Annotated in this window: 15 protein-coding genes; all 15 read right to left on the bottom strand. The window is 60.6% G+C overall.

The genetic code is table 11. From position 1 onward, the window contains the following. Positions 1-9 precede the first annotated feature (9 nt). Complete coding sequence (locus AC1DWG_RS03920; protein ID WP_477787259.1) at positions 10-2,547, bottom strand: phage tail protein; 2,538 nt, start codon at positions 2,545-2,547, stop codon at positions 10-12. Next, entirely contained in the window at positions 2,531-2,989 is a 459-nt protein-coding gene (locus AC1DWG_RS03915) for an NlpC/P60 family protein (RefSeq protein ID WP_223594501.1), read from the bottom strand. The genes AC1DWG_RS03920 and AC1DWG_RS03915 overlap by 17 nt, the downstream gene beginning before the upstream one ends. Continuing rightward, positions 2,986-3,849 carry a DUF2163 domain-containing protein gene (locus AC1DWG_RS03910; protein ID WP_477787258.1) on the bottom strand — a complete coding sequence of 288 codons (864 nt, stop codon included), beginning with the start codon at positions 3,847-3,849 and terminating at the stop codon, positions 2,986-2,988. Before AC1DWG_RS03910 ends, AC1DWG_RS03915 begins: the two co-directional genes overlap by 4 nt. Then, the gene (locus tag AC1DWG_RS03905; protein ID WP_477787257.1) at positions 3,846-4,496 is read right to left on the bottom strand and encodes a DUF2460 domain-containing protein; all 651 of its coding nucleotides are present in this window, start codon (positions 4,494-4,496) and stop codon (positions 3,846-3,848) included. Before AC1DWG_RS03905 ends, AC1DWG_RS03910 begins: the two co-directional genes overlap by 4 nt. A 10-nt stretch (positions 4,497-4,506) precedes the next feature. Beyond that, complete coding sequence (locus tag AC1DWG_RS03900) at positions 4,507-7,281, bottom strand: hypothetical protein (RefSeq protein WP_477787256.1); 2,775 nt, start codon at positions 7,279-7,281, stop codon at positions 4,507-4,509. Positions 7,282-7,362: 81 nt separating this feature from the next. Beyond that, entirely contained in the window at positions 7,363-7,554 is a 192-nt protein-coding gene (locus AC1DWG_RS03895) for a hypothetical protein (RefSeq protein WP_477787255.1), read from the bottom strand. A gap of 65 nt (positions 7,555-7,619) precedes the next feature. Further along, positions 7,620-7,967: a hypothetical protein gene (locus AC1DWG_RS03890; protein WP_477787254.1), complete on the bottom strand. Its 348-nt coding sequence runs from the start codon at positions 7,965-7,967 to the stop codon at positions 7,620-7,622. Beyond that, positions 7,964-8,719: a major tail protein gene (locus AC1DWG_RS03885; protein ID WP_477787253.1), complete on the bottom strand. Its 756-nt coding sequence runs from the start codon at positions 8,717-8,719 to the stop codon at positions 7,964-7,966. The genes AC1DWG_RS03890 and AC1DWG_RS03885 overlap by 4 nt, the downstream gene beginning before the upstream one ends. Before the next feature lie 10 nt (positions 8,720-8,729). Beyond that, positions 8,730-9,182 carry a hypothetical protein gene (locus tag AC1DWG_RS03880; RefSeq protein ID WP_477787252.1) on the bottom strand — a complete coding sequence of 151 codons (453 nt, stop codon included), beginning with the start codon at positions 9,180-9,182 and terminating at the stop codon, positions 8,730-8,732. 5 nt (positions 9,183-9,187) lie between these two features. Further along, positions 9,188-9,475: a hypothetical protein gene (locus AC1DWG_RS03875; RefSeq protein WP_477787251.1), complete on the bottom strand. Its 288-nt coding sequence runs from the start codon at positions 9,473-9,475 to the stop codon at positions 9,188-9,190. Then, complete coding sequence (locus AC1DWG_RS03870) at positions 9,468-9,680, bottom strand: hypothetical protein (protein ID WP_477787250.1); 213 nt, start codon at positions 9,678-9,680, stop codon at positions 9,468-9,470. The genes AC1DWG_RS03875 and AC1DWG_RS03870 overlap by 8 nt, the downstream gene beginning before the upstream one ends. Continuing rightward, a complete protein-coding gene (locus AC1DWG_RS03865; RefSeq protein WP_477787249.1) occupies positions 9,670-9,918 on the bottom strand; it encodes a hypothetical protein in 249 nt (82 codons plus the stop codon). The genes AC1DWG_RS03870 and AC1DWG_RS03865 overlap by 11 nt, the downstream gene beginning before the upstream one ends. Positions 9,919-9,952: 34 nt before the next feature. Further along, entirely contained in the window at positions 9,953-10,897 is a 945-nt protein-coding gene (locus AC1DWG_RS03860) for a Mu-like prophage major head subunit gpT family protein (RefSeq protein ID WP_477787248.1), read from the bottom strand. Between the two features lie 54 nt (positions 10,898-10,951). After that, positions 10,952-11,368 (bottom strand): hypothetical protein, encoded by a 417-nt coding sequence (locus tag AC1DWG_RS03855; protein ID WP_477787247.1) that lies wholly within the window; start codon positions 11,366-11,368, stop codon positions 10,952-10,954. A gap of 40 nt (positions 11,369-11,408) precedes the next feature. Then, a complete protein-coding gene (locus AC1DWG_RS03850) occupies positions 11,409-12,761 on the bottom strand; it encodes a S49 family peptidase (protein WP_477787246.1) in 1,353 nt (450 codons plus the stop codon).

Raw genomic sequence — 12,761 nt, 5'->3', positions numbered from 1 at the left:
GGCTCTCTATCAGGTGTTAAAGGTGATCGCCGGAGCGAAGTTGAGCTGACTGCGCGTGCTGCTCCAGGTGTCGTAAGCAGCGGCACAGAGGTAGTAGGTGGTGCCGGCAATCAAGCCGGTGATTTCCCCAGAACGGGACGCCCCCTGATAGCCAACCGCTCCGGCAAAGGTCGGGTCGAAACCAGCGACGGTGGAATACACGAACATGTAACCGGCAGCGTCTGCTGCACTGCTGGGATCGCAGCTCACATCAGCCGTTGTGCCGCTGACCGTCGCCGTTGTGCCGGTCACCGCTTCCGGTGCCGTGTTGGTGACCAACACCGAAGCCAACGGCGCGCTGCCGGCAGCGTTGCGCTCGATGATCTCCACGCGGTAACTGCGCAGCAGCGCGCCGTCGATCAAGGCGTCAGCCCGCTGGTAGGTGAAGGCCGTGCTGGTGGTCGATACCTGACGCAGCAACGCATTGCTGCCGGCGTTGCGGATCCGCACCAGCCGATCCTCCGCGCGAGCCCCGGCCGTCCAGCTGACGGTGAAGTACGGCGCTTCGAATGAGCCGACCAGCGCCAGGTTCTGCGCCGACGCAGGTACCACCCGCGCCGGCGACAAGGTGACGCTGTACGCCGTGACGTCCGCCAGATCCTCCAGCGCCCGGCCATACACGTTGAACGAACGAAACTTGACCCACACGGTTCTGCCGATCTGATCCTGGGCGTAACTGTATTTCCAGACGGCATCATCCAGACGCACAAACGGTGCCCCGGGCGGATGGCTGGCCACCGGCGAGCTGAGTCGTCCACGTCGCAGGTAGCCCAACTGATAGGCACCCACGCCGGTCAGCGTGGCATCGCGGTAGCTGAGCAGCTCCCCGTCCACCCAGCACAGAGTGGCGCCGCTATCCGCCTCGGCGGTAGTCGCGGCCGCCAGTTCGTCCGGTGCCGCCAGTTGCAAAGACAGGGTATTGACCGTGTCCGGATCGTTGCCGGCGGCCAGCGTGGCCGTGAGTTGGCCCATGCGGGCCCGACCATAGATGGTTTCAGCCATCCGATAGCTGTCACCGTCGGCGCTAATCCAGATCTCGCAGCCGCCCCAGTTCGGGCTCGCCCCCGCCACGGCGCCCCACACTTGCAACTGACCAGTTAGCAACAGGCTTTCCGGGGGATTGAACATGATCGGCGCCAAGGCCGGACCGGGTGCGACATTCTGATTGCTCTGAAAACCACTTTTGCTCTGTACCGGGTAATTCGGCGCACTGCCAACACCCAGCAACGCATCTTCGGCCACCACGGCCAATTTGCCCTCTTCGTCTTCCTCGACCGAGATCAAACGGACTAAGCGCTGCTGCAGGTTCAACCCCGGCTCGGTAATGGTAACCAGGTCCATCGGCTCAAGCAGCACATGCTGCCAGCCCAGGGAGAACTGGTATTCATTGCGCACATAGAGCTTGCGCTGAACCAGCAACTGCGCGGCATGCGCACCAATCGCCACATCGCAAATCTCATAGGCCTTGATCGTCTCCATCGGTCGCGAGCCGAACTGCTCGATGGCCGCCTGATCGGTGCCGCGCACCACATCGGTGTTGTACTCGTGAGCGCGATCGAGAATCTCCAGCGAGACTTCGTTGTAGCTGTCCGCCTGACTCTTGATCTTCAGTGAAACCGGTGGCTCGCCCTCCTCAGCCAGAAAATCATCATCGGTCAGATCCGCCACTGGCGTGACATCCGGATACCAGGTCACGCCATTGCCGGTCACGACCTGATCGCCATAGGGAATGACCTTGAGCTGACCGGCCGACCAGACCAGTTCGCTGTTGGTTAGCTGCAGCCAGCGGGCGATCGCTTCTCTGGCCGGAGACTGCTCGTCGAGCACCGGACTCAACAATAGGTTTTCGGCCAGACAGTAATTGCGATAATTGCTCAGGTCGGCAATCCACCATGGGTTGAATCCAATGCCGTCCAAAGGATCGAGCAGTAACCCTGACAAAAACTCCCCGGGATTGGCGTCCGGCAACCCCGGCACTTGATAGGGACCGTCTACCTCGAACGTGTGGTTCTGCACCCCGGCGCTATCATTGAGCAGGTACCGACCGGCATACACATAAGCGGTGTCCGCGTAGGCGATAGCCTCGGCGGGATGCTTGGTTTCGAGAAAGCCCCACACCGGTTGGTCGCGATCACCCCGGGCAAAGCTGAAACCCGCCTGTGCCAAGGCCGACTGAGTTACCCCGTTGATGACCGCTTCGGCAAACACTTCCTTGTCACGAAAAATGCGGTGAACCGCACCCAACGTCCCACGACCAATCGCGAGGATCAGTGCCGCGTAGTAGGTGTAGGTGGTGTCTTTTTGGGTTGCCCCACCGCCGCCCTTGCCACCCGACTTTTTCTTCGTGGTCTTCGCCACGGCTTCGAAGTCGGTGTAGTAAATCAGGTTGGGGCTGATGCGGTTACGGCCGGCGATCCAGGCGATCGGCTTGCCGCTGGCACTGCTCTGAACTTGCAGTGCATTGATGCGCGTGGCGCTGGTGGTAATGGTGCTACTGCTGCCCCCCATCGCTGACTCCATATAGGTTGAGTGTGTAATAACGCACCAGCTGGCTGGCCAGCCGTTCCTCGCGCATGTCTGCGTATTCCACGCCAATATCGCGGTAGGCATGGATGACCCGGTGCTCATCGATTACCACCGCGCCGTGGCTGTACGTGCGACCGAAACGCCACACCGCCATGTCTCCGCGTTGAGGTGTCTCCACCGGGTGGCCGTACCGATCGAGCCAGTCCAGATAACGTTCCTCGCTGCGATGCAGGTGCCAGTCCTGGGCATAAGGTCCGGGGTCGATCAAGGGCATCAGCCCGACCGCGTTATAGACTTCAATCAGCAGCCAGGCACAGTCGACACCGACACCCAGCAAGTGCTGACGGTGCTGGTACGGTGTGCGCAGCCAGCGTTCAGCCTCGGCCACCACGGCCGCCCGCTGCTGAGCTTCGAGCGCGTTCATATCGACGTCTCCGCGACTGGGATGAAGGGCATGCCGCGATAACGCGCGCGGTTACCGAACTTGTTGGTGCAGGCATCCAGCGTGCGCGGGCAGCCCGGATAAATCAGGAACTGATCGCCCGGTTCAGGAACAGCGGGTACCCCGAGAATCATCGTGACCGCGCCGTCGCCGGTCTGGCGTCGTACCGTACGCGCCACACCAGCATTGGCCCCGTTGACGAAGCGAATCACGCCCTGGTCGAACCAGCCCTGATCCGCCATCACGTTGGAATTGATGCGCAGGGCGGTATTGCTGCCTGCCTGGACGACGCCCGCCGTCTGGAACAACGCCCGATTCACCCCACAATCGGCGCTGTACACCGTGCGCAGACACGACGGCTGATACACACCCCGGGGGACTTTGGTATCCAGCAATTCCATCGGCGACTTGACGGTGACGGTCGCCTGCTCGCGATCGGCGGGATCGACCTCGGCCACCCGGCCGATGAAGCGCGTCACCGTTCCAATCACTGGCTTGCCCCAATCCGCCATGAAGGCCCGGGCCAGACTCAACGTGGCGCCATCGAAACCACCGCCGGCAATGAACGGCAGTACCGATTCACCCAGCACCGTATCGCTCAGGCCTGCGGTAAAGGTGACGTTCAAGGTGTCCACCTCGATGCCGCGCACCGCACGAACCCCGGTGCGTTTGATCATTGGGCCGCTGGCCGAGTAATTCTGCCCGGCGTAGTAAATCTGTAGACCGGCATCGGTGTAGCGCAGCACTTGGCCGCTGGCCAAGGCAATCGTGTACAGATCGGCCATCACGAAACTGCGCGCCGTGGCCAGGAACTGCTTTAACTCTGGGCTGGCATCGATCATGGTTTGATACTCGTAAAGGCGACGTTTTTTATTTCCCAGATCGTCCGGAAAGGCTGTGCGCCATCCAGCGAGTCGGCATCGAAGGCACAGCGGAAATAGAAGGCGCCGCTCCACACCAGCGACGCCCCGTTGGGCGGTGGCACAGCAAACGTGACCAGACCCAGTTCATCGATGCTGTAGGCCAACGTCAGAACGCCATCCACCGTCAGTGCATCAATGTTGACGACGCCATACACCGGCTCGACCCAACCGCCGATAGCGCGGGAAAGCTGAAACCTGACGGTGGTGCCGTCGCCGGTACCGAACTGTTGAAGTGTCACCAGGTGATCAGAGCGATCGAAGTACAGGAACTCGCCGAACTGCCCTTTGCGGCTGTTGAAGAAGTCCACCAGCCGCGACCATTCATCCAGCCCCGGCCGTTTGCGCACCGCGTTGTAACTGATCTGGAATGACCACAATGGCGCCGAGTAGTACGCGGTGGTGCGACGCCGGCCGCTGGCTGCCTTTTGCACCCCCGTGCTCCACTCCGGTGCCTTTTTCGACAGCAGTGTTTGCCCCGGCATACGCGGCAACACCCCGTCGATCACCTCACCCACATCTGGATAGCTGGCAATCCAGCGTGGTGGCCAGAACGGACCTAATGGCATGATTTCCCCCCTATGCCTTGATGGCACCGTTACGCCGCATTTTTTGCATTTCCTCGGCAAATGCCCGGGCGTTGCGCCGGATGTCTGCCGGCGTCATCCGGCCGCTGTAATCGTTGTAGTGGTAGGTGCCACCGCCCCCCAGTTGCCCGTCGCCATTCGCCGCCTGGCGGATGACGTTGGCGTATTGTTTGGGCAGAACCATTTCCTGTTCGTGAAGCTGGGTCATTGGATTGGTACCCGCCGGAATGTCGTAGCCGCCTTCGGCCGACGCCACGTTTTTCACCAGGCCAAACACAAAGGCGCCAGCCGCCGCAGCGGCAGCGACACCCAGCACGGGACCGATGATGGGAATCGCCGACATGGCCGCGAAGGCACCCGCCATCGCTTGCCAAGCACTGGCGATGATGTTCTTGATCGTGGCCGCGCCCCAGATCGCCACGGACATGGCCGCACCACCCGCTTCCGCTGCGGTACGCACACCGACGCCGGCCACCGTCGCGCCGGTTTTGGCAGTTTCACCGAACATCCAGGCCATCAACGGCTTGGTCACCATGTTCTCGATAAACGCGGTGCCGATATTGCCGAAGATGCCCTGCAGTAACCCTTGAGTGCTCATCGTCCCGGACAGGATGCCGCTGAGACCGCCGGACCAACTCGACTGGATGCTGCCGAGCATTCCGGACCAGTTGCTCTGGGACTCCATGGTTTGCTGACGGCCGATGACCGCCATGCTGTTGCGATGCGTTTGCTCCAGCGCGAGGATCTGTTGCTGAACCTGCTGCAGGGCAACGGGGTTGCGGTCAGGGTCTTGATCGAGCAAGGCTTTTCGCTGCGCCAAAGCAGCCGCTTCAATCGCGTAACGCTGCTGCTCGAACTCGGCCTGCGCTTGCAACAACTGCCCTTGGGTGATCAGGTTGGCCTGCAGATCCAATTGCGCCATTTGCTCGGCATGGGCAATGTCCGTGAGCCGGGTTTGTTGATCAGCAGCAACTTGCTGCTGCTTCATGTTGGCAATCTGCTGCTGTTTCTCCCGCTCGATAGCAACAACCTCAGAGGCCGCCCGCTGGTACTCCTGGGAGTCTTGGCCATAGAGCAGCCGACTGCGATCCAGCGTCTGCTGAGCAATTTGCAGCCGAGCGTCCATGTTGTGGCGGTACTGCTGGGCCTGGGCCTGCAGATCGGCAAACGCTTTGCCTTCGTCCTGACGCCGAAGCCCGTTCAAGGCGCCGAGGTAGTTGCGTTGCACGGTGAGCCTTTCGGACGCGCTGAGATCAGTACGTTTAAGGATGCCCTGCCAGTAGTCCATTTCCTGCTGTTGGGAGAACTTCAGAAAGGTTCCCTGCTCCGACTGCAGCTGCGCGTGTGCGACCTTCTGCGCATCCAGCGCTTCAGACCACTGGCTCATCCGGGATTTTGTAGGCCCAGTTGGCGCGGTCGGAGTGTCCGTTTTCGCCGGCGGCGGTGTGGTGGTTTGAACCAGGTTTTTGCGATGCTCGACGGCAGCGGCGTATGCCTGTTCAAGCTTGGTGAGGCGCGCTATTTCAATGCCATAGGCTGTTGGAGCGACGCGCCCTTGCTGGGGAGGCTTGGTCAACGCCGTGTCACCGGTCGCCGCCATTTCCGCGACCTTGGCTCGCTGCGCCTCGATTCGCGCCATGCGTGACCGCATGCCGGCATCTACCTGATCGATCTTCGTAGAGGTGAGCTGCATACTTTCCAGCAACAGGCGCTCTTCCTGTAGCGAGCCCTCCAGCTGGGCCTGGCCACCCCCACCCCGTGATCCTTTATTGCCAACGTTTGCCAGCATCGCCTCATAGCGAGCGACATTCGCCGCCACTTCCTCGACGGTCAGCCCCACCCCCGTCATGCCTTTAAGAATGCCATTGAACCAGCCGGCAGTTTCAGCCAGGCGTTTGTTCAAGCTGATAAAAACGGGCTCGAGGATTGTGCCAATGGTGACCTTGAGTTCATTGCTCCTCGAGTCAAGCTCAGCCTGGCTACCCGTCAGCCCATCGGCCGCCTTCTTCGCATTGCCGACCTGGGCCTCGGTCTCTTTCATGATCCCGTTGTATTCGGCCTGGATTTTCTGGGATTCGGTTAATTTGTCACGCGTGGTGCCGATGCTTTTGGCGTACTCGTCCCACATCTTGGCGACGTTTTTTGTCACGCCCGCGTTGTCGACCAGCACCGAGTTTTCGTTCTTCAAGCCCTCGGTCGCGGTCACCACCGCTTCGGACATACTGAGGCTGGCTTGCCGGTTGAACGCCGCGGCGTCTTTCAATCGATTGATGACCGACACCGCCTGGTCAACGCTATAACCGCGGCTCAGCAGGTTCTGCAACGCCTTGGCAGCATCCCCGACGCTGACCAAGCCATCGGCTGCCAGCTTGTTGGCCTCATCCATGGCCCGCCCGATACCGACGCCAGCATGGTTGGCCACCGCTTCCAAACCGCGATAGGCCGCCTGCTGCTGGATCGCTGCATCCTTGCTATCACTGACCAACTGGCTCAGCTTGAAGGCCCCAATCCCAAACACGCCCAAAATGCCCGCGGCTACGCCGCCCAAACCAGAGCGCATGACACTAGCGACACCCGCAAAGGCGTCATTCACCGCCGGGCCAAACTTTCCGATCTGGGCCTGACTGCCCACCATGTCCGTGTTGATGGCCCGCAATTCACGGCTGAGCGTGGTTCGAGCGTCACGCATGTTGCGCTCGATGCTTTCAACTGCGCGGTCAAACCCCTGAGTGCCGGCAGTGAACTGGTACGCGATATTTCTATCCATGCCGAACACTCACTGTGCAGATAGTAAAAAACTCCGCCGAGGCGGAGTTCTGTTGATGACGAGAGAGCGCTCGGCGCTTCCTCAGCCTGGTACGACAAAGGCATCCAAAGCGCCACGCAAATGCTCAGGCAGCTCGTCGCGCATATCCGCCGCCAGCGCTGCCATGTTGGTCGCCAAGTCAGGCGCTCCATGGTCCGATTGCGTTGGTTTGTATCCCAGATACCCGGCAACCAGCACATGCACCGGCGGGTGGTGATGCCAGTAGTCGGTCATGTGCCCGACCATGATCATGTCCCAGTCACGTCGCAGCGTGACCGGGCTCTGACCGGTGCTCGCAATCAGGTGAGCGTAGAGCTGGCCCCAGGCGAAGGGGCCACCGCTTCCCCCGGTGCCGCATCCTGGACTTCCAGACCCGAGGCGCTCATCACCGCATCGAGGGCATCACGCATGTTTCTCAGGTCCAACAGAGCGGCAACCTCAGCGCGCTCAATATCGGGATAATTACGACGCAATGCGGCGTGCGTCGCATCGATCACGGTCGCAATGCTGTCCTTGTCCATGTTGCCCGCCATCACCGAGTTGATTCGGTCCAGCAACTGCTCCAGATCACCCAGAGCCAGCGGCGGAATAACTAATACCTTCCCGGGAAACGAGAACTCGACACCCGGTACATTCACGACCGTCATTCGCTGGCACTCCAGTACACGACCTCGCCAAACTCATCGGCGTAGCCAGTGAATTCAAAGTCAGGGATGGTGTAGTCGTCCTGCTTGGTACCGAAGCTCAGCTTGTTGCTGACGAAGTTCGGCACTCGGACATAGATCGCTTTGCCCTTGTACTTCAGGTACAGCTCACCCTGGAACACCGGCATATCGCCCATGGGCAAGTTGCGAACCGACAGGCTCTTACCCGTCGCAACCGAGTAGCGGTAGTCGATAAACACCGGCACATCGACATCGGCAGCCGCGAAGCTGTACTCGCCCGTCACGGCGTTATAGGTGTATTGACCGACTGCAGGAGCGGTCAGCACTCGCTCGAAAGGCAGCGCTCCGCCGCCACGCACTCCCAGATCACCCGACAATAGACCGCCTACGGGCGGCGTCACGGTGATCTTGCCGCCGGCAGGCACAGGGGTCGGCGTAGTCGCATGATGCACCAGCACCTGACCGGACTGCAGGTTCTGGCCGAAAACCAGAGCATTCCACTGTGCAAGGCTGATCTGCGCTGCTTTTGCCTTGCCGGACAGCTTGCCCTGACCACGAGCGGCGTCGACCGCGAACTGCTCGCTACCGAACAACTCCTTGGAGTCATAGGACAGATCTACCGAGGCTTCCTGCATGATGCCGAGCAGGATGGGGGTCGGTGAGGCCAGCGAGTTGCCATAGGCGTCCATCAGCGGGGTGGCATAAAACAGCCCGCTACCGAATGCAATTTGCATAATGTGTTCCTCAGTAAAAGGTAGGACCGGACGTCAAGTCGCCGGTATTGCACAGGTAGGTAAAGCGGTAACGCACCATGCAGTTACCGGCTGTGTTGTCCCCGTCTTCCTCGATCCAATCGATGTAGAAGCGTTGCACCCGATCCGCTTCTTCAAACGCATCCTCTGCCAGCAGGACGGCATGGACCGCAACCTTGACCAGATCGGCAATCTGGTCCCAGGCCTCACCGGTGGTGGTGTTCTCCCGCGCCAGAATTTCAACTGACAGTTCAAACTGGTTGCGGTCCACCGAGGCGCTTTCGCGCTCGGTGGTTTCCAGATCAGGACGCAGCACGATGGCCGGGGTCATGCCTCGCGTCAGCGCTTCAGTACGGCTGCGAAACACACGATCTTCGGCCAACGTACCGGCAGCCGAAATCAGCGCCCTCGCCTTTTCGACGATGCGTTCTTGAATCGAAGGCATGGGATTTAAACCTTGGTGAGAGAGGCCAGACTGAAAGCGCCGTCATCAATCATGCGGCGATCGCGCACCCTGAAAGTGACGCCACCGACGGTGATCATCTTGGGATTGTCGATGCCGAGGCGTTCGGCCTCGGCGGTGATAACCAGGATCTCGTAGCTGGTGGATTGGCTGTTCAGCCCACCCATTCCAACGATCTCGTCGGGCATATCTCGGGCCGCCAGAAAGGGTTGACCATCAATCACCCCGCCCACGTCGAAATCTTCCAGGAAGCCCGCGAGATCCTCATTAAGCACTGCCGCCATCCTTGGCCTGGGCGCCTTTGCGAGGGTCATTTTCCTGAACTGGCTGGGCGACGGTCTCCACCTTCACCTCCACCAGCTGATGGCGAAAACGCTCAGCAACGTCGGCCGGCAATTCAATCTGGCCACCGAGCGCGGTCACCTTGTCGCCCGGACCGCGAAAAGTCCCGGACACGACCGTGTAGGACTTATTCGCCATCACTGCCCCCGGCTGCTTTCTCGACCTTACTCACGCGCTGCGCCAACGCCTTGTCCGGTTCACCGGGGATAACGATCACCTCCCCCGCCTTGAACTGAACGGCATCCAGAATGATGTAACGCCCCTTTTTGCCCGGGATCGCCTCCAGGCTGTGCGCACGCACAGCGGCCTGGGCAGCGGTCAAGATCAACTCACCGCTGTACAGCGTGATGGGCTGATCAACTTGATACTTCGGCATATCGATGTCCTCGATGACGTGTAAGCCCGCTGGCTTACACCAGCTTGTTCAGGACGGCGTACTGCCAGCGACCGAAGCCAACGTTGCGCCAGGTGTCGACACCGTACTGGTGGGCATCGTTGTCGAATTCGAACTCCGAGCCTTCAGCCTTGGCCTTCATCACCACATCGGTTTCCTGCTGACGAATGAACGCTTTCAGGCGACCATCAGTACGCAAGGTGACGAACTGGTCCTGCCAGGCGTTGAGGCGGACGTTGCCCACCACGCGTACCACGACGTTATCCGGCATGACGATTTCGCTGATGCTGGTACCGCGGGGAACGCTCAACGCAGATTGGGCAACACTCAGCAGGTTGAACGGCACCATCACCAGGAATTCGCGAGCCAGTTCGTTGATCGGTTCCCCCTGATCGTCCTTGAGGCTGGTGAGTTGAGTGACCGAGTGGGCAACAGCCTGCTGGAATTCTTCGACGCTCGGGGCAGTCGGTGTGCCGTGCACCTTGGCAGGCAGGTTGGCAATGACCGTGGTGATCTTGTTGGACTGGACACCGCTTTGACCTTCCTGGTGGTCGGTGTCGAAGTAGTACTGCCCGTCATAGCAGACCTGGCTCTCGCCGTTGAGCAGCAGCACCGACAACAGGCGGGCCCAATGCGCGTTGGTACGGTCGGCCAGCTCACCCAGACGAATGCGCAGTTGGCCGGTTTTGTCGCGGCGCAGTTCTTTGACCAAAACTTCGATAGTCGCTTCAAAGTGCAGATTCTCGATTTCGAGGTCAGCACTGTTGAAACCCTTGGCATGACGCCCGCCGATCCATTCGCGCAGCGTTGGCACCATGCCGATCCATGGATAGGTTTCTTTGGCCTGGTCGGAGTCGAATAGGTTGGACACTGCATCGATCCAGGTATTGCCGACATTTTGTTCGAGCAGCTCGTAAAACGTACCGATCACGGCACGACTGGAAAGTACTTCAGCACCCATGGGTGATTCTCCCGAAGAAGGATGAATTGGAAAAAAATGGAGTTGCGCGGGATGTTACGGAGCGACCGGAATGGCCTGTGCAGCGAATTTGACGATGCCCACACCGCCACTGACGAAGCGGTGCACATGGCCGACGCGGCTATTGCCAGCCGCGGACAGCACGAAGGTGCCGCTGTCACTGGCGTAGACAGCCTTGCCGATGTCCGTGATCGCCAGTGCTGCGACAGCGAGCTGCACCTTGCCGTGCTCTCGCGTGCGAACACGGATCGCACCAGCGCCGCCGATGCGGTTGTCAGCGCCGCGATCAGCAAAGCCTGCGAACAGGTCACCGGCGGCGAGCGGTCGAGCCAGGCCACTGGCGGCAACAATGCCGACCGCTGAGCCTTCGAAGATTTGAGCGCCGCCGGCAACAGGCAAATCGTTGATATCCCCCGTCTCGTAAGCGCGTGGGGTGTCGAGTGTAAGTGGCATAGGATTCTCCAAGGCCAAGGGTTAGAGGATTACCAGGTACTTACTTTTTCAGGACCTTAATCAGCCCTTTTTCAGAAGCCCGGCGATAGCCGTGGTAGGCCTCGAAGGTTCCGAATTCAGTGCGCAACTCCTTGTCGCTGTCCCACGTTGCTTTGGCTCGCTCTTCCAGCGGCGCGTCCGGATCTTCCTTGGAAGCAGCTGGGGCCGCTGGCGGAGTAACTACGCCCGGTACGGGCTCGGCAGCACTACCGCGAATATCGGTCAGTGCGTTTGCGCGCTTCGATCTCTCGGCACCGATCACCTGCGCTGCAGCTTCGGCACCGCTGGTTTTGCCATCGAACTTGAGGCTGGCAATCAGTTCTTCATGGCCCGGCAATCCAGCCGCCTCAACAGCCTTGATACGGTCACACTCAGCACGGGCACCGGCCGCATGTGCATCATGTTCCAGGCTGGCCAGCAGCTCGGCATGGTTCGCGGCAAGGTACTCGCGGGTGATGGCCGGCTTGTCAGTCGTTGAGGTGGGTGCGGTGCTGCTGTTTGGCGTGGACATGGATCGATCTCCAGAAGAGCTGCCGTTGAATTCGGCGATAAGGTTTTCAAGGGTGGATTCACGGTCAGCCATGCCCAGTTCAACGGCATCAGAACCAATCCGCATGTCGCCCTGGCCGAAGTCGGCCAGCACGGTTTCAACACTGAGGCCGCGATAGTTGGCTACGTCCTCGACAAAGATGTCGGTCAATCGATCGACATGGGCCTGGGCCTGCGCACGGCCTGACTCGGTACCGAAGTCCGGCCGTTTTTTGGGGCTCTGGCTGCTGACGATCTCGAAACTGCCGTCGTCGCCGTTTTTCTGCACCGTCAACACAGTGCCAATGGAGCCGACCGCGCCGGTGCGGCTCATGACAATTTCATGGGCCGCCGCCGCCATCCAGTAACCGGCGCTGGCCGCGTTGCCGGAGACGTAGGCCACCACCCGCTTGGGCGAGGCGCGGATCATTTGGCCAAACTCCGCGATGCCGCTGGCAATGCCGCCGGGCGTGTCCATCACTAGGATGATGGTGTCGGTTCGCGGGTCATCCACCGCCGTGGTGAACTCCTTGGCCAGCACGTCCAGCGAGGTCGCACCGGACAGCGCCGTAAATAGGTTGGCGTAACGGAACACCGGGCCGGTGACGGGCAGCAGCGCGACATTGCCGCGCTGTGTCACCGTTCGAGTGTTCTGCAAGGGCTTGCCTTGCCGAGCCTCCAAGGCTTCTGGCCCTTCATTTTCACGGCGGGCGATGGCGGTGATGGTCTGCAGCATGTCCGGGGTGATGGCCCACGGCTCGCGTGACACCAGGTCGAACGCCGTCACCCGGTGCACGGGAGGTGCATCGGTTGGGTTGTCGCTCAT

This window comes from Pseudomonas sp. P4_B3 (genome assembly GCF_056402295.1).
Note: the sequence above shows the minus strand (reverse complement) of the source record. Positions and strands in the feature narration are given on the sequence as shown.

Coding starts and splice junctions, on each gene's coding strand:
- AC1DWG_RS03855 (WP_477787247.1), bottom strand. CDS start 11,368: ATGCCACTTACACTCGACACCCCACGCGCTTACGAGACGGGGGATATC.
- AC1DWG_RS03895 (WP_477787255.1), bottom strand. CDS start 7,554: ATGACCGACTACTGGCATCACCACCCGCCGGTGCATGTGCTGGTTGCC.
- AC1DWG_RS03870 (WP_477787250.1), bottom strand. CDS start 9,680: ATGGCGAATAAGTCCTACACGGTCGTGTCCGGGACTTTTCGCGGTCCG.
- AC1DWG_RS03865 (WP_477787249.1), bottom strand. CDS start 9,918: ATGCCGAAGTATCAAGTTGATCAGCCCATCACGCTGTACAGCGGTGAG.
- AC1DWG_RS03885 (WP_477787253.1), bottom strand. CDS start 8,719: ATGCAAATTGCATTCGGTAGCGGGCTGTTTTATGCCACCCCGCTGATG.
- AC1DWG_RS03910 (WP_477787258.1), bottom strand. CDS start 3,849: ATGATCGATGCCAGCCCAGAGTTAAAGCAGTTCCTGGCCACGGCGCGC.
- AC1DWG_RS03860 (WP_477787248.1), bottom strand. CDS start 10,897: ATGGGTGCTGAAGTACTTTCCAGTCGTGCCGTGATCGGTACGTTTTAC.
- AC1DWG_RS03915 (WP_223594501.1), bottom strand. CDS start 2,989: ATGAACGCGCTCGAAGCTCAGCAGCGGGCGGCCGTGGTGGCCGAGGCT.
- AC1DWG_RS03850 (WP_477787246.1), bottom strand. CDS start 12,761: ATGAGCGACAACCCAACCGATGCACCTCCCGTGCACCGGGTGACGGCG.
- AC1DWG_RS03890 (WP_477787254.1), bottom strand. CDS start 7,967: ATGACGGTCGTGAATGTACCGGGTGTCGAGTTCTCGTTTCCCGGGAAG.
- AC1DWG_RS03905 (WP_477787257.1), bottom strand. CDS start 4,496: ATGCCATTAGGTCCGTTCTGGCCACCACGCTGGATTGCCAGCTATCCA.
- AC1DWG_RS03880 (WP_477787252.1), bottom strand. CDS start 9,182: ATGCCTTCGATTCAAGAACGCATCGTCGAAAAGGCGAGGGCGCTGATT.
- AC1DWG_RS03900 (WP_477787256.1), bottom strand. CDS start 7,281: ATGGATAGAAATATCGCGTACCAGTTCACTGCCGGCACTCAGGGGTTT.
- AC1DWG_RS03920 (WP_477787259.1), bottom strand. CDS start 2,547: ATGGGGGGCAGCAGTAGCACCATTACCACCAGCGCCACGCGCATCAAT.